This window comes from Pseudomonas sp. LJDD11 (genome assembly GCF_024584215.1).
Lineage (GTDB): Bacteria > Pseudomonadota > Gammaproteobacteria > Pseudomonadales > Pseudomonadaceae > Aquipseudomonas.
In genome coordinates this window covers 154,558-176,677 of sequence record NZ_JANJFL010000004.1, presented here as the reverse complement: position 1 = coordinate 176,677, position 22,120 = coordinate 154,558, and the positions used below count along the sequence as shown (strand labels likewise).

24 protein-coding genes, 1 tRNA gene and 2 pseudogenes are annotated in these 22,120 nt (G+C 60.1%); 4 read left to right on the top strand and 23 right to left on the bottom strand.

Annotation, left to right across the window (positions count from 1 at the left end):
- Window positions 1-12: 12 nt before the first annotated feature.
- From kdpB to NRB16_RS07140, 4 genes are all read right to left on the bottom strand, one after another.
- Window positions 13-2,073: a potassium-transporting ATPase subunit KdpB gene (kdpB, locus tag NRB16_RS07155; RefSeq protein WP_373568438.1), complete on the bottom strand. Its 2,061-nt coding sequence runs from the start codon at window positions 2,071-2,073 to the stop codon at window positions 13-15.
- A gap of 23 nt (window positions 2,074-2,096) precedes the next feature.
- Window positions 2,097-3,791 (bottom strand): potassium-transporting ATPase subunit KdpA, encoded by a 1,695-nt coding sequence (kdpA, locus tag NRB16_RS07150; RefSeq protein WP_257105804.1) that lies wholly within the window; start codon window positions 3,789-3,791, stop codon window positions 2,097-2,099.
- Window positions 3,792-3,800: 9 nt separating this feature from the next.
- Window positions 3,801-3,890: a K(+)-transporting ATPase subunit F gene (kdpF, locus tag NRB16_RS07145; protein ID WP_253110809.1), complete on the bottom strand. Its 90-nt coding sequence runs from the start codon at window positions 3,888-3,890 to the stop codon at window positions 3,801-3,803.
- Window positions 3,891-4,173: 283 nt separating this feature from the next.
- Window positions 4,174-4,431, bottom strand: coding sequence for a DUF1652 domain-containing protein (locus NRB16_RS07140; protein ID WP_045490393.1), 258 nt, complete (start codon window positions 4,429-4,431; stop codon window positions 4,174-4,176).
- A gap of 254 nt (window positions 4,432-4,685) precedes the next feature.
- Here NRB16_RS07140 and NRB16_RS07135 point away from each other — a divergent pair, with 254 nt between their 5' ends.
- Window positions 4,686-4,946 (top strand): hypothetical protein, encoded by a 261-nt coding sequence (locus tag NRB16_RS07135; RefSeq protein WP_253110807.1) that lies wholly within the window; start codon window positions 4,686-4,688, stop codon window positions 4,944-4,946.
- A gap of 153 nt (window positions 4,947-5,099) precedes the next feature.
- Here NRB16_RS07135 and NRB16_RS07130 read toward each other — a convergent pair.
- From NRB16_RS07130 to thrS, 9 genes are all read right to left on the bottom strand, one after another.
- Window positions 5,100-5,176 (bottom strand) — tRNA-Pro (locus NRB16_RS07130).
- Window positions 5,177-5,269: 93 nt separating this feature from the next.
- Window positions 5,270-5,626 carry a MerR family transcriptional regulator gene (locus NRB16_RS07125; protein ID WP_045490390.1) on the bottom strand — a complete coding sequence of 119 codons (357 nt, stop codon included), beginning with the start codon at window positions 5,624-5,626 and terminating at the stop codon, window positions 5,270-5,272.
- Window positions 5,607-5,909, bottom strand: a complete 303-nt coding sequence (ihfA, locus tag NRB16_RS07120) for an integration host factor subunit alpha (RefSeq protein WP_045490388.1) — start codon at window positions 5,907-5,909, stop codon at window positions 5,607-5,609. The genes NRB16_RS07125 and ihfA overlap by 20 nt, the downstream gene beginning before the upstream one ends.
- 3 nt (window positions 5,910-5,912) lie before the next feature.
- Window positions 5,913-8,291 (bottom strand): phenylalanine--tRNA ligase subunit beta, encoded by a 2,379-nt coding sequence (gene pheT, locus NRB16_RS07115; RefSeq protein ID WP_257105803.1) that lies wholly within the window; start codon window positions 8,289-8,291, stop codon window positions 5,913-5,915.
- A gap of 34 nt (window positions 8,292-8,325) precedes the next feature.
- A complete protein-coding gene (gene pheS / locus NRB16_RS07110) occupies window positions 8,326-9,342 on the bottom strand; it encodes a phenylalanine--tRNA ligase subunit alpha (RefSeq protein ID WP_253110793.1) in 1,017 nt (338 codons plus the stop codon).
- Between the two features lie 102 nt (window positions 9,343-9,444).
- Window positions 9,445-9,801, bottom strand: coding sequence for a 50S ribosomal protein L20 (rplT, locus tag NRB16_RS07105; protein ID WP_045490382.1), 357 nt, complete (start codon window positions 9,799-9,801; stop codon window positions 9,445-9,447).
- A 29-nt stretch (window positions 9,802-9,830) separates the two neighbouring features.
- Window positions 9,831-10,025: a 50S ribosomal protein L35 gene (gene rpmI, locus NRB16_RS07100; protein ID WP_045490380.1), complete on the bottom strand. Its 195-nt coding sequence runs from the start codon at window positions 10,023-10,025 to the stop codon at window positions 9,831-9,833.
- A 60-nt stretch (window positions 10,026-10,085) separates the two neighbouring features.
- Entirely contained in the window at window positions 10,086-10,637 is a 552-nt protein-coding gene (gene infC / locus NRB16_RS07095; RefSeq protein ID WP_173426720.1) for a translation initiation factor IF-3, read from the bottom strand.
- Complete coding sequence (gene thrS, locus NRB16_RS07090) at window positions 10,637-12,559, bottom strand: threonine--tRNA ligase (protein ID WP_045490378.1); 1,923 nt, start codon at window positions 12,557-12,559, stop codon at window positions 10,637-10,639. The genes infC and thrS overlap by 1 nt, the downstream gene beginning before the upstream one ends.
- Window positions 12,560-12,888: 329 nt before the next feature.
- Here thrS and NRB16_RS07085 point away from each other — a divergent pair, with 329 nt between their 5' ends.
- A complete protein-coding gene (locus NRB16_RS07085) occupies window positions 12,889-13,197 on the top strand; it encodes a hypothetical protein (protein ID WP_045490376.1) in 309 nt (102 codons plus the stop codon).
- Window positions 13,198-13,372: 175 nt separating this feature from the next.
- Window positions 13,373-13,585, top strand: coding sequence for a cold-shock protein (locus NRB16_RS07080; RefSeq protein ID WP_045490374.1), 213 nt, complete (start codon window positions 13,373-13,375; stop codon window positions 13,583-13,585).
- A 66-nt stretch (window positions 13,586-13,651) separates the two neighbouring features.
- On the opposite strand, the gene NRB16_RS07075 is transcribed toward NRB16_RS07080, so the two are convergent.
- Window positions 13,652-13,990 (bottom strand): I78 family peptidase inhibitor, encoded by a 339-nt coding sequence (locus tag NRB16_RS07075; RefSeq protein ID WP_045490372.1) that lies wholly within the window; start codon window positions 13,988-13,990, stop codon window positions 13,652-13,654.
- Window positions 13,991-14,270: 280 nt separating this feature from the next.
- Here NRB16_RS07075 and NRB16_RS07070 point away from each other — a divergent pair, with 280 nt between their 5' ends.
- Entirely contained in the window at window positions 14,271-14,465 is a 195-nt protein-coding gene (locus NRB16_RS07070) for a hypothetical protein (RefSeq protein WP_045490369.1), read from the top strand.
- Window positions 14,466-14,474: 9 nt separating this feature from the next.
- Here the strand turns inward: NRB16_RS07070 and NRB16_RS07065 are convergent, their stop codons facing one another.
- The 9 genes and pseudogenes from NRB16_RS07065 to NRB16_RS07030 form a co-directional block, all read right to left on the bottom strand.
- Window positions 14,475-15,455 (bottom strand): nucleoside hydrolase, encoded by a 981-nt coding sequence (locus NRB16_RS07065; RefSeq protein ID WP_253111362.1) that lies wholly within the window; start codon window positions 15,453-15,455, stop codon window positions 14,475-14,477.
- Between the two features lie 66 nt (window positions 15,456-15,521).
- Window positions 15,522-15,926, bottom strand: coding sequence for a D-ribose pyranase (gene rbsD / locus NRB16_RS07060; protein ID WP_045490365.1), 405 nt, complete (start codon window positions 15,924-15,926; stop codon window positions 15,522-15,524).
- Complete coding sequence (gene rbsK, locus NRB16_RS07055) at window positions 15,923-16,843, bottom strand: ribokinase (protein WP_257105802.1); 921 nt, start codon at window positions 16,841-16,843, stop codon at window positions 15,923-15,925. Before rbsK ends, rbsD begins: the two co-directional genes overlap by 4 nt.
- Before the next feature lie 72 nt (window positions 16,844-16,915).
- Window positions 16,916-17,920, bottom strand: coding sequence for a LacI family DNA-binding transcriptional regulator (locus NRB16_RS07050; protein WP_045490357.1), 1,005 nt, complete (start codon window positions 17,918-17,920; stop codon window positions 16,916-16,918).
- A gap of 1 nt (window position 17,921) precedes the next feature.
- Window positions 17,922-18,917 carry an ABC transporter permease gene (locus tag NRB16_RS07045; protein WP_257105801.1) on the bottom strand — a complete coding sequence of 332 codons (996 nt, stop codon included), beginning with the start codon at window positions 18,915-18,917 and terminating at the stop codon, window positions 17,922-17,924.
- Window positions 18,914-20,032, bottom strand: a pseudogene (locus tag NRB16_RS07040) (sugar ABC transporter ATP-binding protein); the annotation flags it as partial. The gene NRB16_RS07045 and the pseudogene NRB16_RS07040, both read right to left, overlap by 4 nt.
- A 72-nt stretch (window positions 20,033-20,104) precedes the next feature.
- Window positions 20,105-20,464, bottom strand: a pseudogene (locus tag NRB16_RS29590) (ATP-binding cassette domain-containing protein); the annotation flags it as partial.
- A gap of 12 nt (window positions 20,465-20,476) precedes the next feature.
- The gene (locus tag NRB16_RS07035; protein WP_257105800.1) at window positions 20,477-21,436 is read right to left on the bottom strand and encodes a sugar ABC transporter substrate-binding protein; all 960 of its coding nucleotides are present in this window, start codon (window positions 21,434-21,436) and stop codon (window positions 20,477-20,479) included.
- 104 nt (window positions 21,437-21,540) lie between these two features.
- Window positions 21,541-21,948 carry a hypothetical protein gene (locus tag NRB16_RS07030; RefSeq protein WP_257105799.1) on the bottom strand — a complete coding sequence of 136 codons (408 nt, stop codon included), beginning with the start codon at window positions 21,946-21,948 and terminating at the stop codon, window positions 21,541-21,543.
- Between the last annotated feature and the right edge of the window lie 172 nt (window positions 21,949-22,120).

The window sequence follows — 22,120 nt, the reverse complement described above, 5'->3', positions numbered from 1 at the left end:
CGTCAGGCTGTGTCACACCAGATTCAGTGCACCAAGCAACAAATCGATCAGCTTGATCCCCACAAACGGCACAATCAGCCCGCCGACGCCGAAAATCAGCAGGTTGCGGCGCAGCAGGTGGGCAGCGCTGGCAGCCTGGACGCGCACGCCACGCAGGGCCAACGGGATCAGTGCGACGATGATCAGCGCATTGAACACGATGGCCGAGACGATGGCGCTCTCCGGGCTGGCCAGTTGCATGATGTTGAGCACGCCCAGTTGCGGGTAGATCGCGGCGAACAGCGCCGGCAGCACAGCAAAATACTTGGCCACATCGTTGGCAATGGAAAAGGTCGTCAGCGCACCACGGGTCACCAGCAGTTCTTTGCCGACCTGCACCACATCCAGCAGCTTGGTCGGGTCGCTGTCGAGGTCGACCATGTTGGCCGCTTCGCGAGCCGCCTGGGTGCCGTCGTTCATCGCCACCCCGACATCGGCCTGGGCCAGCGCCGGCGCATCGTTGGCGCCGTCACCACACATCGCCACCAAACGACCCTGCGCCTGCTCAAAGCGGATCCGCTCAAGCTTTTTCTCCGGCGTGGCCTCGGCCAACACATCATCGACCCCGGCTTCGGCGGCGATGGCGGCGGCGGTCAGCGGGTTGTCGCCGGTGACCATCACCGTGCGGATGCCCAACTTGCGCAACTCGTCAAAGCGTTCACGAATGCCGGGCTTGACCACGTCCTTGAGATGGATTGCACCCAGCAAACGGCCCTCGCCGCACAGCAGCAACGGCGTGCCGCCGGACTTGGCAATGTGCTCGATTTCCCGTACCAGCGGCGCGGGCAGGTCGGCGCGGGTCTGGCCGAGAAACATCAGCAGCGAATCCACCGCACCTTTGCGATACACCTTGCCCTGATAGTCCACCCCTGACAGCCGGGTTTCGGCACTGAACGGCACGCCGGTGACTTCACTCAGCGCCGGGGCCTGAATCGGGTGCAGGTTACGCAGGTACTCGACAATCGATTTACCCTCGGCGGTGTCGTCGGTCAGCGAGGCCAACAAGCCGGCCTGGGCCAGTTGCTGCGGGCTGACACCGGGCGCCGCGTACAGTCCGGCGCAGCGACGATTACCGAAGGTGATGGTGCCGGTCTTGTCGAGCAGCAGTACATGCACATCCCCCGCCGCTTCCACCGCCCGCCCCGAACGGGCAATGACATTGAGACGCACCAACCGGTCCATACCGGCGATGCCGATGGCCGACAGCAGCCCGCCAATGGTGGTCGGAATCAGGGTTACCAGCAGCGCCACCAGAAACACCAGCGGCAGGCTGCCACCGGCAAACCGGGCGAAGGGCTGCAGGGTCATGACCACCAGCAAAAAGATCAGGGTCAGGCCGATCAGCAGGATGTCCAGGGCGATTTCGTTGGGGGTCTTTTGCCGTTTGGCCCCCTCCACCAAGGCAATCATGCGGTCGAGGGTCGATTCGCCGGGGTTGACCTGGATGCGCACCAGCAGCCAGTCGGAGACCAGCCGGGTGTTGCCGGTGACCGCCGAGCGGTCGCCGCCGGACTCGCGAATCACCGGGGCCGACTCACCAGTGATCGCCGCCTCGTTGACCGCCGCGATGCCTTCGATGACCTCGCCGTCACCGGGAATCATCTCCCCGGCTTCGATCCGCACGACATCGCCCTTGCGCAGGGTGCCGGCATCCACCAGCCGCCATTGGCCGTTTTCGTCCCTCAAGCGGGCCTTGAGCCCTTCGCTGCCGGCCTTGAGGCTATCAGCACGGGCCTTGCCCCGCCCCTCGGCCAGCGCCTCAGCAAAGTTGGCAAACAGCACGGTGAACCACAGCCACAGAGCGATTTGTACTGCAATACCGGTGGGCACCTGCGCATCGGGGATCAGGCACAGCACGGTGGTAAGCACGGCGGTCAGTTCCACCACCAGCATCACCGGCGAGCGCACCAGTTGACGCGGGTCGAGTTTGATAAATGCCTGGCGCAGCGCCGGGCGCCACAAGGCCGACAGGCTGGTCGCGGCAGGCAGGTTATGGGCCTGGACCGGCGGATGGTTGTCAGTGAGCATATTCATGTTCAATCCTCAGAAGGCCGCAGTCAGAAACCCAGGCTCATATGGTCGGCAATCGGCCCCAGCGCCAAGGTCGGCAAAAAGGTCAGGCCGCCCACCAGCAAGATGGTCACGGTCAGCAAAGCAACGAACAGCGGGCCGTGGGTCGGGAAACTGTCGCTGCCCTGCGGCGCGCTCTGCTTCAGCGCCAGACTGCCTGCCAGCGCCAGCACCGGCAGGATGTAGCCGAAGCGGCCAATGAACATCGCCAGACTGAGCATCAGGTTATGGAACGGGGTGTTGGCACTGAAGCCGCCGAACGCCGAACCGTTGTTGGCGGTGGCCGAGGTGTAGGCGTACAGCAACTGGCTGAAACCATGCGGGCCAGGGTTGCTGACCGCACTGGCCGCGCCTGGCACGCTCGCCGCGATGGCACCCAGCACCAGCACGCCCAGCGGCATGACCAGCAAGCTGGCGACCAGTAGCTTGACTTCCCGAGCCTGCAATTTCTTGCCCAGGTATTCCGGGGTACGGCCGATCATCAAACCGGCCAGGAACACGGCGATCAACACGTTGAGCAGCATGCCATTGAGGCCCACCCCGACGCCGCCGAAGATCACCTCGCCGACCATCATGTTGATCAGCGCGACCATCCCGGTCAGCGGGTTGAGGCTATCGTGCATGCCGTTGACCGAACCGTTGGAAGCAGCGGTGGTCGCCACCGCCCACAAGGTGGTGCCGGTCACGCCAAAGCGTGCCTCTTTACCCTCCAGCGACGGCGCCTGTTCCACGCCGCTGAACGCCAGGGTTGGGTTGGGCTGATACTCGGCCCACAACGCCAGCGCCGAGCCAATCGCCAGCAACAGCAGCATGCAGGCCAGGATCGCCCGGCTCTGGCGCAGGTCCTTGACGTAATGGCCGAAGCTGAACACCAATGCGGCCGGTATCAGCAGGATCGCCACCAGTTCCAGCAGGTTGCTCAGCGCCGTAGGATTCTCGAACGGATGCGCCGAGTTCACGCCGAAAAAGCCACCGCCGTTGGTGCCCAGTTGCTTGATCGCAATCTGGCTGGCCGCCGGCCCCATCGGCAGGCTCTGCTGACTGCCCTGCATGGTCAGGGCATCGACATAATGGGCGAAGTTCTGCGGCACGCCCTGCCACGCCAGCAGCAGCGCCAGCAGCAGACTGATCGGCAACAGGCCATACAAGGTGGCGCGGGTCAGGTCGGTCCAGAAGTTGCCCAGGTCATTGGTCGAGCGCCGCGCAATGCCCCGGCACAACACGGCCAGCACGGCAATGCCGGTGGCGGCGCTGACGAAGTTCTGTACGGTCAGGCCGAGCATCTGGCTCAGGTAGCTCAGCGATGCTTCGCCGCTGTAGGCCTGCCAGTTGGTGTTGGTAACAAAGCTCATGGCGGTGTTGAACGCCAGGGTCCATTCCAGGCCCGGCAGTTGCTGCGGATTGAGTGGCAGCGCACCTTGCAGCATCAGCAAGGCAAACAGCAGCACAAAGCCGGCGGCGTTGAATGCCAGCAAGGCCAGCGCATAGGTTTTCCAGTCTTGCCCGGCCTTGGGATCAACACCGCTGAGCCGATAGCAGCCGCGCTCCAACGGCCCCAGCAATGGTGAAAGCCAGGTGCGCTCCCCCTCCATTACCCGGTACCAGAAACGTCCCAGCAGCGGCGCGCTGCCGAGCAACAGCAGCAAAAAGGCGCCGATCAACAGATAGTCATAGCTGTGCATGGCCGCTCCTTACTGGCGATCGGCGCGCAGCAGCGCGACCAGCAGGTAAACGATCAGGCCGATGCCCAGCAGCAGTGAAACCCCATCCAGAACGCTCATTGATTTCCCCTCGGACCACAGTCAGGCGGCAAAGGCCGCGTGAGTGAATTGTCAGCAAGGGGGGCGTAAAGGAACGAGATCGAAGAAGCCCGGCGGGCATAAAGAATGTGTAAAGAAGCGCGGTAGCGCAGGCTCAGCGATGGCTAACCAGCCTTTTGCACGGGTTTTCTGCGCAAGGACTGTAGGGCTTCAGACAGGGTTCAAGACGGCCGGGTCATGACCGGGCCGTAAAAGGAAGGTAAGCGCCGGCCGCCCGCAACCAGGCCGGGTTCAAGCGGCTGGTCTAAGCCAGCCGCCGCATGGACAGCGTCATCTGCGCCATCAGATCCCGTTGCTCTTTCAGTGAAAGAACGACCTGGGCAATCGCCCGGCTGGTGCTCAGGTCAGACACAGGGATGCTTGCCACATACAGCTCGATCTCGCCCGAAGACGGGTTGATGAGTTTCACCGACAGGCTGTCATTGGGAGCCAGGCCGCACTCGCACTTGCTGGGCAGAAAGGCGGTTTCAAGAACACGCTGCAACTCGGTTTTCGAATACATGGGCTTTCCTTGTCTGATTTCTCGTCAGACCACTATAGACAACGCTAATGGTAGCGCAATTGAACAGCAACCGGTCATGCCGCCGGGCCGATGATCAAGACAGACATTGGGGCGCTAACCGGCATCCGAATGCCGTTCGGATTTGCGCTCAGCGAGGCAATCAAAGGCACAATGGCGCCAATCGAGGGCAAGACTGGCTCAGTCAGATTTGACCCGGCACCTCATGGAGTGAGCAGTCAGACCTGGGAGGTCAAATGCAAGATGGTCAAGCGGTCAACCAGCAAGCGATAGACGCAGCGTTGATCGCCTTCTACCGCTACAAGATCGGAGAGTTAAGGATTCTTGATCTGGAGCGCGCAATGAGCTTTGAAGTCGGTGACGCCCTTTCCCGGAGCGGCTTGGTAAGGATCACAATCACACGCCTGGAATCGGGACGCTATCGACTCAGTGATAAGGGGGAGCATGCGATCACCGATGCCGGGCGTGCTCGACTGGAGGCGCTGCGTGGGTCATAGGGATCACACCGGCTTGGCATATGGAAAAGTTGAGGGCGACGTTTATCTGGCTTGTGCCATATGGGTTTGCGCGCATTTTGCGAATATTTTGCGCGAACACAAAAAAGCCGATCTATCTGATCGGCTTAAATGTCTGATTTTACTCAGGAATAATGGTCGGGACGGAGTGATTCGAACACTCGACCCCTTGCACCCCATGCAAGTGCGCTACCGGGCTGCGCTACGCCCCGACTCCGGTGATGAAGCTCTTCCACTGCTGCGGAAGTGGTGAGGAATATACCCTAAGCTTTTGAATTATGGAAGCATTCTGGGTTTTTTGTTTCTCAGGACTTGAGCAACACCAGAACATCCTCCAGCTCGGCAATCATCTGCTGAATCATCTGCTTGTACTGCTGGGTGTCATCCTGAGGCTCGCCGCTGGTGAGGCGCAGACGCGCCCCGCCAATGGTAAAGCCCTGATCGTATAGCAGACCACGGATCTGCCGGATCATCAGCACATCCTGGCGCTGATAATACCGGCGGTTCCCGCGTCGTTTGACGGGGTTGAGCTGAGGAAACTCCTGTTCCCAATAGCGCAGAACATGCGGTTTTACCGCGCAAAGCTCGCTCACTTCACCAATGGTGAAGTAGCGTTTGCCCGGAATGGGCGGTAGCTCATGGTTATGGCTTGGTTCCAGCATAAGCTTCAACTCGGGCTTTCAACTTCTGCCCTGGACGAAAGGTGACTACACGGCGGGCTGTAATAGGGATTTCTTCCCCGGTTTTCGGATTTCGGCCCGGTCGCTGGCGTTTGTCGCGCAGATCGAAATTGCCGAAACCGGACAATTTCACCTGTTCGTTGTCTTCCAGCGCGTGCCTTATTTCCTCAAAAAACAGCTCGACCAATTCCTTGGCTTCGCGTTTGTTCAGGCCCAGTTCGTCATAGAGACGCTCGGCCATCTCAGCTTTCGTCAGAGCCCCCATACGTCATTTCCTTAACGTGGTGTTTAACCTCTCCTCAAGCGAGGTGAGGATTGCAAGCGTCGTTGCGTTGACCTCATCGTCATTAAGAGTGCGCGATGGATGCTGCCAGGTCAAGCCGACAGCGAGGCTTTTTCTATGCGGATCAATACCTTTACCTTGATACACATCGAACAGCCTGAGATCGGTGAGCCATTCACCGGCATTTTCGCGGATCACATCGAGAACCGCGCTGGCGGCAACATCGCGATCAGCCAGCAACGCCAGGTCACGGCGCACTTCAGGGAAGCGCGACAGCTCGCTGAACTTCGGCAGACGGCCTTCGGCAACTTCAGCCAGAACCAGCTCGAACACGAACACCGGGCGATCCAGGCCCAACTGCTTGGCCAACTCAGGGTGCAGAGCGCCCAGGTAGCCGACTTCGCGACCGTCGCGCTCGATCAGCGCGGTCTGGCCAGGATGCAGTGCCGGATGTTTGCCTGCTTTGAAAATAAAGGCGTTCAACGCCCCCGCGAAGCCCAACACCGCTTCAACATCCGCCTTGACGTCGAAGAAGTCCACTGCATCACGACCCTGCGCCCAGCCTTCAGGCAGGCGACTGCCGCACACCACACCGGCCAGCATCGGCTGTTGCTTCAGGCCATCGAGCTGACCGACGAAACGCAGGCCGCTTTCGAACAGGCGCACACGGTCCTGCTGGCGGTTGAGGTTGTGTTGCAACGCCTTGACCAGGCCCGGCCACAGCGAGGAGCGCATCGCCGCCATGTCGTTGGAGATCGGGTTGGCCAGCAGCAGTGGCTGTACGCCTGGGCTGAACAGTTCAAACCATTTAGGATCGATGAAGCTGTAGGTGATCGCTTCCTGGTAACCACGGGCCACCAGCAGACGGCGCAGCTCCGGCAGATCGCCACGCGCTTCGGCTTTGGCCTGAGGCGCCAGTCGGGCTTGCGGGTAGCGAACCGGCAGGTGATTGTAGCCATACAGGCGCGCCAGTTCTTCGATCAGGTCGACTTCCAGACTGATATCGAAGCGGTGGCTTGGCACTTCGACACGCCACTGGCCTTCACCTTCAGCGCTTGGGGTAAGGCCCAAACCTGTGAGCAGGCGCTCGATCTGCGCCGCATCGATGGCCAGGCCCAGCATCTGCTCGACACGAGCGGCACGCAGAGTGATTGGCTCGACTTTCGGCAGGTGCTGTTCGCTGGCCGCTTCGATGATCGGCCCTGCCTCACCACCGGTGATTTCCAGCAACAGGCCGGTGGCCCGCTCCATGGCTTCACGGGCCAGTTGCGAGTCAACGCCGCGCTCGTAGCGGTGCGAAGCGTCAGTGTGCAGACCGTAGGAACGCGCCTTGCCCGCCACCGAGATGGTGTCGAAGAATGCGCTTTCCAGGAAAATGTCCTGGGTCTTGGCGGTCACACCACTGTGTTCGCCGCCCATCACGCCGGCGATCGCCAGGGCGCGCTGGTGGTCAGCGATGACCAGGGTGTCGGCACGCAGGGTGACTTCCTGGCCGTCGAGCAGGACCAGTTTCTCGCCCTCCTCGGCCATCCGCACCCGAATGCCACCGTTGATTTCGGCAAGATCAAACGCATGCAGCGGCTGACCCAGTTCGATCATCACGTAGTTGGTAATGTCCACGGCAGCGTCGATGCTGCGGATATCCGAGCGACGCAGGCGCTCGACCATCCACAACGGGGTCGGACGCGACAGGTCAACATTACGGATTACCCGACCCAGATAGCGTGGGCAGGCCTGCGGTGCCAGCACGTCGACCGGGCGCACTTCATCATGGCTGGCCGCAACGGCAGGCACTTGCACACGAGTGACCGGCGCGTCGTACAGCGCGCCCACTTCACGGGCTAGCCCCGCGAGCGACAGGCAGTCGCCACGGTTAGGGGTCAGGTCGACCTCGATGCTGGCATCGTCCAGTTGCAGGTACACGCGCAGGTCTTCGCCCACCGGCGCATCGGCTGCCAGTTCCAGCAGGCCGTCATTGCCTTCACCCAGTTCCAGTTCAGCGGCCGAGCACAGCATGCCGTTGGACTCGACGCCGCGCAGCTTGGCCTTCTTGATCTTGAAGTCGCCAGGCAGTTGCGCACCGATCATGGCGAACGGAATTTTCAGGCCGGGGCGCACGTTAGGGGCGCCACACACCACCTGAAAGGTTTCGCTACCGCTGCTGACCTGGCAAACCCGCAGTTTGTCAGCGTCAGGGTGCTGCTCGGTGCTGAGCACTTCACCAACCACAACACCGGAAAATACACCGGCGACCAGCGCCACGCTGTCGACTTCCAGACCGGCCATCGACAGACGGGCCACCAGCTCGTCGCGGGAGACCTGCGGGCTTACCCAGCCACGCAGCCATTGTTCACTGAATTTCATCCTGTTCTCCTGAAAGATTCTTTACCGGCACGACCTAGCGAAATTGCGCGAGGAAGCGCAAATCGTTGTCGAAGAACAGGCGCAAATCGTTGACGCCATAACGCAGCATGGCCAGACGCTCGACGCCCATGCCGAAGGCGAAGCCCTGGAACTGCTCCGGATCGATACCGGACATGCGCAGCACGTTAGGATGCACCATGCCGCAGCCCATGACTTCCAGCCAGCCGGTCTGCTTGCAGACCCGGCAGCCGTTGCCGCTGCACATCACGCACTCCATGTCGACTTCCGCCGATGGCTCGGTGAACGGGAAGTACGAAGGGCGGAAGCGTACGGCCAGCTCTTTCTCGAAGAACACCCGCAGGAACTCTTCGATGGTGCCTTTGAGGTCTGCGAAGTTGATGTCGCGATCGACCAGCAGGCCTTCGATCTGGTGGAACATCGGCGAATGGGTGATATCGGAGTCGCTGCGATACACCCGACCTGGGCAAACAATACGGATTGGCGGCTGCTGCGCCTCCATGGAGCGGACCTGAACCGGTGAGGTGTGGGTGCGCAACAGCATGTTGGCATTGAAATAGAAGGTGTCATGCATCGAACGGGCTGGGTGGTGGCCCGGGATGTTGAGCGCCTCGAAATTGTGGTAGTCGTCTTCGACTTCCGGGCCTTCGGCAATGCCGTAGCCAATATGGGTAAAGAACTGCTCGATACGTTCCAGAGTGCGGGTGATCGGGTGCAGACCACCGGTGGTCTGGCCGCGGCCCGGCAGGGTCACGTCAATGCACTCGGCGGCGAGTTTGGCGGACAGTTCCGCTTGCTCGAACGACGCCTTGCGGGCATTGAGAACCTCTGTGACACGTTCCTTGGCATCGTTGATCAGGGCGCCGACTTTGGGGCGCTCCTCTGCCGGCAGGTTGCCCAGGGTCTTCATCACCTGAGTCAGCTCGCCTTTTTTGCCGAGGTAGTGAACCCGGATTTGCTCCAGGGCATTGATATCTTCGGCGCTTTGCACAGCCTCAAGAGCTTGGGAGACCAGCGCGTCCAGGTTTTCCATGTACAGACTCCAGATACGAAATAGGGGAAGAGCCCAGGCTCTTCCCCTATTTATGACGTTCAATACCGGCCCGGAAAATCCGGGCCAGTGACTGTCGGGGACTTAGGCCAAAGAGGCTTTAGCTTTCTCGACAATCGCAGCAAACGCCGCTTTTTCGTTCACTGCCAGATCGGCCAGTACCTTACGGTCGATCTCGATGGAAGCCTTTTTCAGGCCAGCGATCAGACGGCTGTAAGACAGACCGTTGGTACGAGCACCGGCGTTGATACGGGCGATCCACAGAGCGCGGAACTGACGCTTCTTCTGACGGCGGTCGCGGTAGGCGTACTGGCCTGCCTTGATAACCGCTTGCTTGGCGACGCGGAATACGCGTGAACGCGCACCGTAGTAGCCTTTAGCAAGTTTCAGAATCTTTTTGTGACGCTTACGGGCAATGACGCCACGCTTTACACGAGCCATGAGTTACTTCCTCTTAATCTTGATCAAAATTAACGCAGGCGCAGCATGCGCTCGACTTTTTGCACGTCAGACGGGTGCAGCAAGCTGGCACCGCGCAGTTGACGCTTACGCTTGGTCGACATTTTGGTCAGGATGTGGCTCTTGAAAGCGTGCTTGTGCTTGATGCCGTTGGCGGTTTTCAGAAACCGCTTGGCTGCACCGCTTTTGGTTTTCATTTTTGGCATGTTCGGATACTCCGCATTCAATTGATAAACATAACCGCAAGGCCTGCCGTGCCCTGGTGGTTACTTCTTCTTTTTCGGGGCGATGACCATGATAAGCTGGCGTCCTTCCATCTTCGGATGCTGCTCGACGGTCCCGTATTCCACGAGGTCAGCTTCGACCCGCTTCAACAGTTCCATCCCCAGCTCCTGGTGAGCCATCTCACGGCCGCGGAATCGCAAGGAAACCTTGGCCCTGTCCCCGTCACTAAGGAAACGTACCAGGTTGCGTAGTTTTACCTGGTAATCCCCTTCCTCCGTCCCTGGACGAAACTTGATTTCTTTAACCTGAATCTGCTTCTGGTTTTTCTTCGCTGCAGCGACCTGCTTCTTCTTTTCGAAGAGCGATTTGCCGTAATCCATGATACGGCAAACCGGGGGCACTGCGTCGGCAGAAATTTCTACCAGATCCAGTTTCGCCTCATCGGCGATACGAAGCGCTTCATCAATAGAGACGATGCCAATCTGCTCGCCATCAGCGCCAATTAACCGAACCTCGCGCGCCGAGATATTCTCATTGATCGGGGCCTTTGGTGCAGTTCGTTTATCTTGTCTCATATCACGCTTAATAATAATTACTCCGAATCTTGGCGACCACGCCGGGAAACCGCTTGCGTAAGGAATTCAGCGAATTGGGCGACCGGCATCGAACCTAGGTCGGCGCCTTCGCGAGTACGCACAGCGACAGTTTGCGTTTCGACTTCCCGATCTCCGATAACGAGGAGATAAGGAACCTTGAGCAAGGTATGCTCGCGGATTTTAAAGCCGATTTTCTCATTTCTCAAGTCGGACTTGGCACGGAACCCGCTTTCGAGCAGAGTTTTTTCGACCTGCTGGGCAAAATCGGCCTGTTTGTCGGTGATATTCATGATCACCGCCTGGGTCGGAGCCAGCCACGCCGGGAACGATCCCTCGTAGTGCTCGATCAGGATGCCGATGAAACGCTCGAACGAGCCCAGGATCGCGCGGTGCAGCATGACCGGATGTTTGCGGCCGTTATCTTCGGACACATACTCGGCGCTAAGGCGGATCGGCAGGTTGAAGTCCAGTTGCAGGGTACCGCACTGCCAGACACGCCCCAGGCAGTCTTTCAGGGAGAATTCGATCTTCGGACCGTAGAAGGCGCCCTCGCCCGGCTGCAACTGATACGGCAGGCCGGCACTGTCGAGCGCCGATGCCAGTGCAGCCTCGGCACGATCCCACAGCTCGTCGGAACCGACGCGCTTTTCCGGACGAGTGGACAGCTTGAGCTCGATATCCTTGAAGCCGAAGTCTGCGTACACGTCGAGGGTCAGTTTGATAAATGCCGCCGACTCGGACTGCATCTGCTCTTCGGTGCAGAAAATGTGTGCATCGTCCTGAGTGAAACCACGCACCCGCATGATGCCATGCAACGCACCGGACGGCTCGTTACGATGGCAGGCACCGAACTCGGCCAGCCGCAGCGGCAGCTCGCGGTAGCTCTTCAGGCCCTGATTGAACACCTGCACGTGGCACGGGCAGTTCATCGGCTTGATGGCGTAGTCGCGGCTTTCCGACTCAGTGGTGAACATGTTGTCGGCGTAGTTGGCCCAGTGCCCGGACTTCTCCCACAAGCTGCGATCAACCACCTGTGGCGTTTTGATTTCCAGGTAGCCATTGTCACGCTGCACTTTGCGCATGTACTGCTCAAGCACCTGATACAGGGTCCAGCCCTGCGGATGCCAGAACACCATGCCCGGTGCTTCTTCCTGGGTGTGAAACAGGCCCAGACGCTTGCCGATCTTGCGGTGATCGCGCTTTTCAGCTTCTTCGATGCGCTGCACGTAAGCCGCCAGCTGCTTCTTGTCAGCCCAGGCAGTACCGTAGACGCGCTGCAGCTGCTCATTCTTGGCATCGCCGCGCCAGTAGGCGCCGGACAGCTTGGTCAGCTTGAATGCCTTGAGGAAGCGGGTGTTCGGCACGTGCGGACCACGGCACATGTCGACGTATTCTTCGTGATAGTACAGACCCATGGCCTGCTCGTCCGGCATGTCTTCGACCAGACGCAACTTGTAGTCTTCCTGGCGGGCAGAGAAAACTTCGATCACTTCGGCGCGCGGGGTCACCTTCTTGATAACGTCGTAGTCAGTGTCGATCAGCTGTTGCATGCGCTGTTCGATGGCTGCCAGGTCATCCGGGGTGAAAGGCCGCTCGTAAGCGATGTCGTAATAGAAGCCTTCGTCGATCACCGGACCGATCACCATTTTGGCGGTCGGATACAGTTGCTTGACCGCGTGGCCGACCAGGTGCGCACAGGAGTGACGAATGATCTCCACGCCTTCCTGATCTTTCGGGGTGATGATCTGCAGGCTGGCATCAGTGCTGATCAGATCACATGCGTCGACCAGCTTGCCGTCGACCTTGCCGGCCACGGTGGCCTTGGCAAGACCGGCACCAATGGACAGTGCGACATCGTAGACCGATACCGGATTATCGAAAGAACGTTGACTGCCGTCGGGAAGAGTAATGATGGGCATGGCGCCTCCTCTCCTAGTGGTGACCCCTACCAAAGGTCACGTGGGTTGGGATGAGCCAGTAGCGATTCGGTGGTATGCCTGCCTCACAGTGGCAGGAGCCCTCAGGCCAACCGGACCGAACCCGATAACTGGATTGTACGAAACGTCTGCCTGCAGGGGCTTATAGAGAAAGCCGCCATTGCGACAGGAGCGGCATCCTAGCACAACCCGCGCGCGTGATACCTGCCGACATGAAATTAGATCCTTTTCTTCTATCAGGCTGAACCGCCGCCGCCTCAAACCGTCTCACAAGACGCAAGCCAGTAAAAAGTCTGACCAAGGAGAACACCATGAAGCTTCCAAGCCCGTCTGCCCTCCTCGCCTGCATCGCCCTGGCAGCCCCGCTGGGCGCGCAAGCGGCCATGGACAACACGACCCGTAGCACGTTCATCAACGAATGCGTCAGTGCTGCCAAGGCGCAGAATCTGGATGAGAAGTCGGCCAAGGCTCACTGCGACTGCGGCGCCAAACAGGTCGATGGGCATTTCAGCCAAGCGGAGATCACCAAGCTCAATAACTCTGGCGAGACCCCGGACCCGCAGCTGACCCAAAAGCTGCGTACCTTGGTCGCCGAAAACTGTGTCGCGAAAAAGAACTGACTCATCGCGCCTGCAAAAGGAACGATCGCCGTGATGCAGGTCAAAAATCTGCACCGGTGATCGCTACAGGCGGTTTTGAAAAACACCCCGGCGCGCTCAATTGAACTATCATGACAGCGTGTGCCCAGCAGGCTGAGCGACACGTTACTGAAATTCATGTTTCCGGAGATGCACCATGTCCAATCGCCAAACCGGCACCGTCAAGTGGTTCAACGATGAAAAAGGCTTCGGCTTTATCACCCCTCAAGGCGGCGGCGACGATCTGTTCGTACACTTCAAAGCGATCAAGGCGGAAGGCTTCAAGAGCCTGAAGGAAGGACAGACAGTCTCGTTCATCGCTGCACGGGGCCAGAAAGGCATGCAAGCTGAAGAAGTCACTATTGTCTGATTTGGCACCGCATAAAAAACCCCGTTGATGTTAACGGGGTTTTTTTATGCCTGGAGAAGCGTCTGCTCAGCCGCAGTTGACGCGAATCACCTTGCCAGTGGCATCGGTATTGACGTTGACCCGTTCCGAGCGGTACTCCAGCGTGACCATGTCGTTAGGGCCCAGGATGCGCGCATCCATCGCACCGGACTGGCTGCGAACCTGATTGAGCAATTCGAGCGTGGCCTGCTTGCCGACCGCCGACTGCGCGCCACCGGCATCGCAACGGCCATCACCGGCTGGACGCGCTGGCGCTTCAGCGGCCTTCGGCGCTTGGGATGGCGACTCGGGCGCGGATGTCGTGCTGCAGCCTGCCAGTAGCGATGTCACTGCGACAAAACCAAGTGTTGCGAATTTCCAGGGCATTACAGCCTCCTTTACCGATGAACAGGATCAGACCTTTTGCGACCACACGTAAGCGTATTGGTTGCACATAGCCGTCCGTGGGGCGGGAGTCTGCCCCAGTCGAGAGTTTACCGGGGTCGACAAATCGTCACAAAACGTTAATAGGTGCTTTGTGGTGACCCGCCATCCAATGCGTAAGTCGAAGTGCCAAAGAGGCGCGGTAGTGGTTTACTGCACGCGCCCGTTTTCAGCCAACAGAACGGGCTGCAAATAGCTGGACACCACACAGGACCATAGAAACATGTCAATCGTATCCATCGAAGCGGACATCAAGGCTCGCTGGCCGCAGGGGCAATGCGCGCACAGCCCCGGTTCCGCAGAAGAACTGGCAATCATTGCCATCGACTTGCTGATCAAGGAGCTGGGCACCGAAAACGCTCAAGCCTTTATCGGCCAGGTCTTGAGTCGCTACGCTGCACCGGCCATAGAAGCCTGAAGCCGGCATTCACTTCAGGCGCGCCAGACGCTCGCTGAGCAAGTCGAAAAACCCTTGAGCATCGCCATCAGCAACCCAGTACACGTTGTCGGGTTGCTTGAGGGTGCCGTACCAGTCTGCCACGGTCTGGCCAAAGCCAAGCCCCTCGCGGCTGTCGATAGCCAGGTTGACAGGCCTGCCCGAAAACAATTGCGGCTTGAGCAACCAGGCAATCACGCTGGCATCGTGCACAGGCCCGCCGGGCAAGCCGTAATGCTCCATGTCGAGTTTCACGTAGGCCTGCAGAATATCCTTGACCAGCTTGCCCGCCCGGTTACCCAGGCCGCCAATACGTGCAATGCGCGCGTCACTGGTGAGAATCTTGTGGGTGACATCCAGCGGAATGTAAGTCAGCTTCACGCCGCTAGCCAGCACCACCTGCGCGGCATGGGGGTCGGCAAACAGATTGAATTCGGCCACCGGGGTGATATTGCCGCCATTGAAGTGCGCACCCCCCATGACTACCACTTCCTTGATGCCCTGAGTAATTTCCGGCGCTTGGGTCAACGCCAGCGCCAGATTGGTCTGCGGCCCGAGCATGGCAATGGTGATACTGTGCGGCGCGGCATTGCTCAGCGTGCGAATCAGATAATCGACAGCATTGCCCTCAGCCAGCTTGGCCTGAGGCTCATAAACCTCAACCCCAGGCAGGCCTTCCTGGCCATGAACGTTTTCTGCGTAGATCGGCGGGCGCACCAACGGCCGTGGCGCACCGGCATACACCGGCACATTTTCGCGGCCGCCCCACTCCCTGGCCAACCGGGCATTGCGCGAGGTTTTGTCCAGCCGCACATTGCCCGCCACGGTGGTGATGGCCAGCAAGTTGAGTTCTTCAGGCGACGCCAGGGCCAGCAACAGTGCAACCACGTCATCGGCACCCGGGTCGGTGTCGATGATCAAATCACGCTTTTCTGCCGCCTGGGCAGTGGTTACCCCGAGCATGGCCACCATTGCTACTCCTGCAATCAGTTGTTTGAACCTTGATATCCCTGTCATGCAGCACTCCTCGTTTATTCACTAGAAAACAACACCCGCGACCAGCGCCACGTTGCTGTAAGGCTGGCATTCGCCGGTACGCACGATCGCCTTGGCCGTGCGGCTCAAGACTTTCAACTCCTCATGGCTGACCCAGCTCTGCCGCCCCAACTGGCCGTCGATCTGCAAGGTCTCGATGACTTGCAAGGCCGGCGGCTGGACCTCGATCATTTCCCGCGCCAGTACATGGCTCTCGACCTGCATTTCGCTAAGCACCACATCCAGCACGGCGATAAAGTCCGGAACGCCGCGGGTCAGCGCCAGGTCGATCAGTTCAACGCCCGGCGGCACCGGCATGCCTGCATCGACAATCAGCAGCACATCGCCATGCCCCAGCGACGCAATCACCCGTGACAGGGCAATATTGAGCAATGGAGTTTTCTTCATGACGCCATGAACCTCTTCACTTCATCCAGCACAGGAATCGAAGGTTGGGCACCCTCACGGGTCACCGACAGCGCTGCAGCCGCCTGCGCCAGACGCAATGCCTGCTCCGGCGCCTGCCCCCGGGCCAGGGCAGCGGCAAAACCACCGACAAAGGTATCGCCCGCCGCCGTGGTATCCACGGCCGACACGCGGTGGGCGGCACTCTGCTGCACGCCGGACTCGTTGACCCACAACACCCCTTGCCCACCGAGCGTGACAATCACGTTCGCCACCCCCGCGCTCAGCAGAACCCCTGCTGCGGCCTCGGCCTCGGCTACCGAGCTAACCGGCAAGCCGCTCAGCGCCTGAGCCTCGCTTTCGTTGGGAATCAGGTAGTCGATCAGACCGTACCAGTGCGCAGGCAGCGGCTCACTGGCCGGGGCAGGGTTGAGAATCACCGTACAGCCCAGCTCACGCGCACGTCGCAGGCTGTACTCAACAGTGGCTAGCGGGACTTCCAATTGGCAGACAACGACCTTGGCCGAGGCCAGCAGAGCATCGAAACGCTCAACCGAGGCCGGGAGCAATTCGCCGTTGCCGCCCGCCACGATCACAATCGCGTTCTGGCCATGCTCATCAACCAGGATTGACGCGATGCCGGTATTGACCCCTGGTACACAACAGACGCCCTGACAGTCGATCCCTTCATCAAGCAGCGCATCGCGCAATTGCCTGCCATAACCATCATCACCAACGCAGCCGATCATTGCCACCTGACTGCCCAACCGCGCTGCAGCAACCGCCTGATTGGCACCCTTGCCACCCGCTACGGTGACAAACGAACGACCGGTCAACGTCTCGCCCGGACGCGGCAGACGCGGCGCACGCACCACCAGGTCCATGTTCAGGCTGCCGATTACCACTACTTGTTCTTGCATGATTGTGGCCTTGGCCTCTCATCCAAACCGGATTGTTGTGCTGGCCAGCCTGCAACGGCTGACCGGATCGATTTAAAGCGCAGCGACTGGCGCGGTGGACTCCCGCACCACCACGTCGGGCCTGATCAGCAATTTTTCAACAGGCTCCCCCGGGTTGGCGATGCGCCGTAACAGTCGCTGCGCAGCGGCCTCGCCCAACTGCATGATCGACTGGCCGACCGTGGTCAGGGCCGGGTACACGAACCGACTGAGTTGTACATCGTCAAAGCCGATGACCGACAGCGCTTGCGGCACGCTGATACCACGCTCGGCCGCGGCACGCAGAACACCGATGCCAATCATGTCGTTGCCGGCGAAAATCGCCGTGGGTCGCTCACCCGCCAGCAAGGCGGCGGCCGCCTGGTGCCCCGCCGGGCTGGTGAAGTCGCTGTACAGCGCCCATTCCTGCCGGGCCGACACACCCGCCTGCTGCAACGCGCGCCGATAACCGGCCAGGCGCATGGCGGTGACGGCGGCGTGTTGCGGGCCAGCAATGCAAGCAATCTGCCGATGCCCCAGCTCCAGCAAATGGCGGGTCGCCAGCCACGCACCCTGCTCGTGATCGATGCGAACCAGATCGGCATCCACGCCTGCCAGCTCACGGTCGACGATCACCGTCGGGGTGCGCACCGCCGCCAACCCGCCGGCAATCCCCGCATCGCCATCCACGGAAGAAACGATCAGGCCATCGACGCGCTTTTCCTGCAGTACGCGCAAGTAATTGCGCTGTTTCTGCGGGTCGTCGTCGGAGTTGCAGAGAATCACACAGAAGCCGTTACGCTCGCAGTGATCCTCGATGCCTCTGGCCAGCTCCGCAAAATACGGGTTCATGCCGTTAGGCACCAGCAGCCCGATGGTTGCAGTGGCCTGAGCCTTGAGTGAACGGGCCACGGCGCTGGGTACATAGTCGAGCTGAACGATGGCCGCCTCGACCTTGAGACGCACCGCCTCACTGACCGGTCGGCTGTTATTCAACACGTGAGACACGGTTGTGTAGGAAATGCCCGCAAGGGCGGCCACGTCTTTGATAGTTGCCATTTCAGCCCTGCCGTTTGGCGCGATGACTGCGGTAGGTGTCGAGCACCACGGCAATCACAATCACCGCACCGGTAATGATGCGTTTGGTCGGTTCACTGGCACCAATCTGCGCCAACCCGGCGGCCAGCACCGAGATGATCAGCACACCAAAGAAGGTGCTGATGATCGACCCGCGCCCGCCCATCAAGCTGGTGCCACCGATAACTACCGCAGCAATGACTTGCAGCTCAAGACCCGCGCCAGCATTGGGGTCGGCCGCTTCGAGACGGGAAATCTGAAACAGCGCCGCCAGCCCGGCGAGCAGCCCCATAAGGGCGAACACCATGATTTTGTAGGGTTTTGGGTTGATGCCCGCCAGCCGCACCGCCTCTTCGTTGGTGCCAATGCCGATCAGGTAACGACCGAACACGGTGCGCGTCAACACCGCCTGAGCCACAAAAATCACTGACAACGCGATCAGAAACGACGGCGCGACCCCAAAGGCGATCGGATTGGAAAACCAGGCGAATGCGTCGCCGATATAAGCCGTGCGCGAGTTGGTCATCTGATAGGCCAGGCCACGGGCCATTTCCAGTACGCCCAACGAAACGATGAACGACGGGATGCGCCAGGCCACAGTAATCGAACCCGTCACCGCCCCTGCCAGGGTTGCACACGCCATACCCAGCAACGCGGCGGGCACAACACTCCAGCCCCAACCGAGGATCGCGACACTGACCGCCGAGGCGGCCAGGGCCAGCACCGACCCGACGGACAGGTCGATACCGCCAATGATCAGTACCAGGGTCATGCCCACGGCCAGAACCATCAGATCAGGAATCTGGTTGGCCAGGGTGCTGAAGGTCTGGTAAGACAAAAAGTGTTCGCTGAGCAGTGAGAACAGCACAACCATCGCCAGCAACGCGCCCGCCAAGCCCAGATAGGTGCCCAGCCCGAAATAGTGGGCGCCACGGCGAGCCGCCAGCGATGTGGCCGAAGTATCGGTTGAAGAATTCATTGGTTAATCCCGGCAGCGCTCTCGACAGGCTGCGCAGTAGAGGTCTGATAACCGGCAAACGCAGCCGCCAGCAGTTGGTCCTGGGTCCAGGTGGCACGCTCGAAGGTATCGATCAGGCGCCCGGCGCAAAGCACGGCGATACGGTCGCAGATCAGCATCAGCTCGCGCAGGTCGCTGGACACGACCACCAGCGCGCGCCCCTTGCGGGTCAGTTCGCCCAGCAGCGCGTAGATATCGAATTTGGCACCAATATCAATACCTCGGGTCGGCTCATCAAACAGCATCACCGGGCAGTCGCGCTCCAGCCAGCGACCGATCACCACTTTCTGCTGATTGCCGCCTGATAACTGCCCGACTTCCTGGTCAGGCCCGGAGCAGCGAACTCGCAACGCTTCGACCTGACGCAGCGCCAAGGCTCGCTCACGCGCTGCACTGACAATGCTGCCACGGGCGATGGCCGGCATATTGCCCAGAGCGATATTGGCACTGACGCTTTGCGACAACAGCAGCCCTTCTCCTTTGCGGTCCTCGCTGATCAGTGCAATGCCGTGGCGCACCGCATCACTGGGTGAGTCAATGTTCACCACACGCAATGGCTGCCCCACCTCGATCTGCCCGGCGTCGGCGCGGTCAGCACCGTAGATCAGGCGCAGCAACTCAGTGCGCCCGGCGCCGACCAGCCCGCAAATGCCGAGAATCTCGCCCTGGCGTACTTCGAACGAGACATTGTCAACCTTGCCCTTGCGCCCAAGGCCACGCACCGCCAGCGCGACTTCGCCGATGTGCCGTTGACCCATGTCGAACTGTTCACCCAACTCGCGCCCCACCATCAGCGCCACCAGTTGCTGGCTGTCGTAGCGACTCATGGGCTCGACACACACCAGCCTGCCGTCGCGCAACACCGCAATGCGCTGGGCGATCCGTGCCAGTTCTTCGAGACGATGCGAGATATAGATGATCGACACGCCGCCTGCCTGCAAACGGGCGATCTGCTCGAACAGCAAGCCGACCTCCCGTGCGCTGAGCATGGCCGTGGGCTCGTCAAGAATCAGCACCCGACAATCGCCGATCAGGTTACGAGCGATCTCGACCATCTGTTGATGGCCGACGCCCAATCGGGCACCGGGGTTGCAGGGACCTACCCCTGGAGGCCCGCCCCCCGCCTTGCCCCCCGGGGCCAGGGCTCACAGCCGCTTGCGGTCAATCCAGCCGACGCGACGCGGCAATTTGTCGAGAAACAGGTTTTCCGCGACGGTGAGGGTCGGCAGCAGGTTGAGTTCCTGCATGACCATGCGCACCCCGAGCTGCTCGGCCTGGGTCCGGCTGGCCGGCTGATAGGCCTGCCCCATGAACTGCATCTGCCCGGTGCCAGGCACCACCAACCCGCCGATGATCTTCGACAAGGTGCTTTTGCCTGCGCCGTTCTCGCCGGTCAGGGCCAATACCTCGCCGCGCAGCAGAGTCAGGTCGATATCAGCGAGCACCGGCTGAGCATAGTGCTTGCCGATACCGTGCACCGAGAGCACGACCTCTGTAGAGGCTGACATAGGTTGTACCTCTTACCTGGCCTGGGTAACCAGTTCCACCGGGGTCTGGATCACGCCATTGACGCTGCCCAGCGGCTCGCCCTTGAGGGACTTGAGCGCAGCCTCAATGCCGAATACCGCCTGACGTGCAGCGAACTGGTCGGCTGTGGCGAGGATACGACCGTCCTTGAGCATCGGCTTGATGGCGTTGATGTTGTCGTAGCCGACCACTTTGACCTTACCGGCCTTGCCCGCCGCACGCACCGCCGAAACAGCGCCCAGCGCCATGCTGTCATTGCCAGCCAGCAGCGCCTTGAGGTTGGGGTATTCATTGAGCATTGCCGCCGCGACGGCGTTGCCCTTGTCGATCTCCCAGTTGCCGGACTGCACTGAAACCACCTTGATCTGCGCCGCCTGCATGGCATCCTGGAAGCCTGCCGTGCGTTGCTGGGCATTGGTGGTGGTCGGCACGCCTTCGATAATGCCGACTTCATCCCCCGCTTGCAGTTGCTCGGCCAGGTAATCGCCGACCAGTTGCGCACCCTTGCGGTTGTCAGGCCCTACGAAAGGTACTTCGATATTCTTGCTCTTGAGCACTGCGGCATCGAGCTGGTTGTCGATATTGACGACCTTGATACCTGCATCCACGGCTTTCTTGATCACCGGCACCAGCGCTTTGGAATCAGCCGGCGCAATGACCAGCGCATCGACTTTCGAGACGATCATCTGCTCGACGATACGAATCTGGCTGGCGGTATCGGACTCATCCTTGATGCCATTGGAGATCAGATCGAAATCTCCGGCATGCTCTTTCTGGTAAGCCTTGGCGCCGTCTTCCATGGTCAGGAAGAATTCATTGGCCAACGACTTCATGACCAGAGCGACTTTGGGCTTTTGTTCCGTTTGAGCGTAAGCCGATGACAAGGGGATAAGGCTGGTGAGCGAGGCAAATACAGCGACAGCGAGCAGACGGCCAGCAAAGGGCAGCTTCATGAATGCATCTCCGATCTTGTGATTATTGTGCGGCGCGCAAACGTTTGCGAGACACTCACTATCGAAAACCATTCAAGGTTTGTCAACCTGATGACCTATCGCCATCAAGCCTGGGTGCTGACGCCGCTACCGGTGGTTCTGTTCAATGCGTTGATCAGCAGGCCCGATACCAATTGGATGTCGCCGTTAGTCACGGTGATCTGCCGCTGAAGGCTGAGGATACGCGGTAAGCGTACGATGTCCGGATTGGGCGAATTGACCGCAGCACGCAGTTCCTGACGCAAACGCCGCAGACGCTCATGCAGCTCTGACAACCGGTCAAGCAAGGTATCGACCACTTGCCCCTGCCCCGAGCCGCTCTTCTTGCCGGCCTTGGGCGAAAGATCATCAGGCACCTGTAACCCGGCCAACGCTTCTTCGCGCTCAGCCTCACTGGCCGCGACATCAGTCGGCGTGCTGGCCACCCCGGCAAACCTGACCGATGCACCAGCCATTGCGATTGACAATGACATGCTCCCTCCCTGTTCAATTCAGATCGCTGACAGGGAATCGGCCAGTTCCGGCATTTCTTCAATACCGTTGGGCCGGGCACAACGGGTAATGAATTGTCATTTACGCTATCGCCACGCCTGTTGCGAAAGCGCGCCAGTTAAAATACTGTATGCGCATACAGCAAAACAAGGA

Coding starts and splice junctions, on each gene's coding strand:
- kdpB (WP_373568438.1), bottom strand. CDS start 2,073: ATGAATATGCTCACTGACAACCATCCGCCGGTCCAGGCCCATAACCTG.
- kdpA (WP_257105804.1), bottom strand. CDS start 3,791: ATGCACAGCTATGACTATCTGTTGATCGGCGCCTTTTTGCTGCTGTTG.
- kdpF (WP_253110809.1), bottom strand. CDS start 3,890: ATGAGCGTTCTGGATGGGGTTTCACTGCTGCTGGGCATCGGCCTGATC.
- NRB16_RS07140 (WP_045490393.1), bottom strand. CDS start 4,431: ATGTATTCGAAAACCGAGTTGCAGCGTGTTCTTGAAACCGCCTTTCTG.
- NRB16_RS07135 (WP_253110807.1), top strand. CDS start 4,686: ATGCAAGATGGTCAAGCGGTCAACCAGCAAGCGATAGACGCAGCGTTG.
- NRB16_RS07125 (WP_045490390.1), bottom strand. CDS start 5,626: ATGCTGGAACCAAGCCATAACCATGAGCTACCGCCCATTCCGGGCAAA.
- ihfA (WP_045490388.1), bottom strand. CDS start 5,909: ATGGGGGCTCTGACGAAAGCTGAGATGGCCGAGCGTCTCTATGACGAA.
- pheT (WP_257105803.1), bottom strand. CDS start 8,291: ATGAAATTCAGTGAACAATGGCTGCGTGGCTGGGTAAGCCCGCAGGTC.
- pheS (WP_253110793.1), bottom strand. CDS start 9,342: ATGGAAAACCTGGACGCGCTGGTCTCCCAAGCTCTTGAGGCTGTGCAA.
- rplT (WP_045490382.1), bottom strand. CDS start 9,801: ATGGCTCGTGTAAAGCGTGGCGTCATTGCCCGTAAGCGTCACAAAAAG.
- rpmI (WP_045490380.1), bottom strand. CDS start 10,025: ATGCCAAAAATGAAAACCAAAAGCGGTGCAGCCAAGCGGTTTCTGAAA.
- thrS (WP_045490378.1), bottom strand. CDS start 12,559: ATGCCCATCATTACTCTTCCCGACGGCAGTCAACGTTCTTTCGATAAT.
- NRB16_RS07085 (WP_045490376.1), top strand. CDS start 12,889: ATGAAGCTTCCAAGCCCGTCTGCCCTCCTCGCCTGCATCGCCCTGGCA.
- NRB16_RS07080 (WP_045490374.1), top strand. CDS start 13,373: ATGTCCAATCGCCAAACCGGCACCGTCAAGTGGTTCAACGATGAAAAA.
- NRB16_RS07075 (WP_045490372.1), bottom strand. CDS start 13,990: ATGCCCTGGAAATTCGCAACACTTGGTTTTGTCGCAGTGACATCGCTA.
- NRB16_RS07070 (WP_045490369.1), top strand. CDS start 14,271: ATGTCAATCGTATCCATCGAAGCGGACATCAAGGCTCGCTGGCCGCAG.
- NRB16_RS07065 (WP_253111362.1), bottom strand. CDS start 15,455: ATGGTGGCCATGCTCGGGGTAACCACTGCCCAGGCGGCAGAAAAGCGT.
- rbsD (WP_045490365.1), bottom strand. CDS start 15,926: ATGAAGAAAACTCCATTGCTCAATATTGCCCTGTCACGGGTGATTGCG.
- rbsK (WP_257105802.1), bottom strand. CDS start 16,843: ATGCAAGAACAAGTAGTGGTAATCGGCAGCCTGAACATGGACCTGGTG.
- NRB16_RS07050 (WP_045490357.1), bottom strand. CDS start 17,920: ATGGCAACTATCAAAGACGTGGCCGCCCTTGCGGGCATTTCCTACACA.
- NRB16_RS07045 (WP_257105801.1), bottom strand. CDS start 18,917: ATGAATTCTTCAACCGATACTTCGGCCACATCGCTGGCGGCTCGCCGT.
- NRB16_RS07035 (WP_257105800.1), bottom strand. CDS start 21,436: ATGAAGCTGCCCTTTGCTGGCCGTCTGCTCGCTGTCGCTGTATTTGCC.
- NRB16_RS07030 (WP_257105799.1), bottom strand. CDS start 21,948: ATGTCATTGTCAATCGCAATGGCTGGTGCATCGGTCAGGTTTGCCGGG.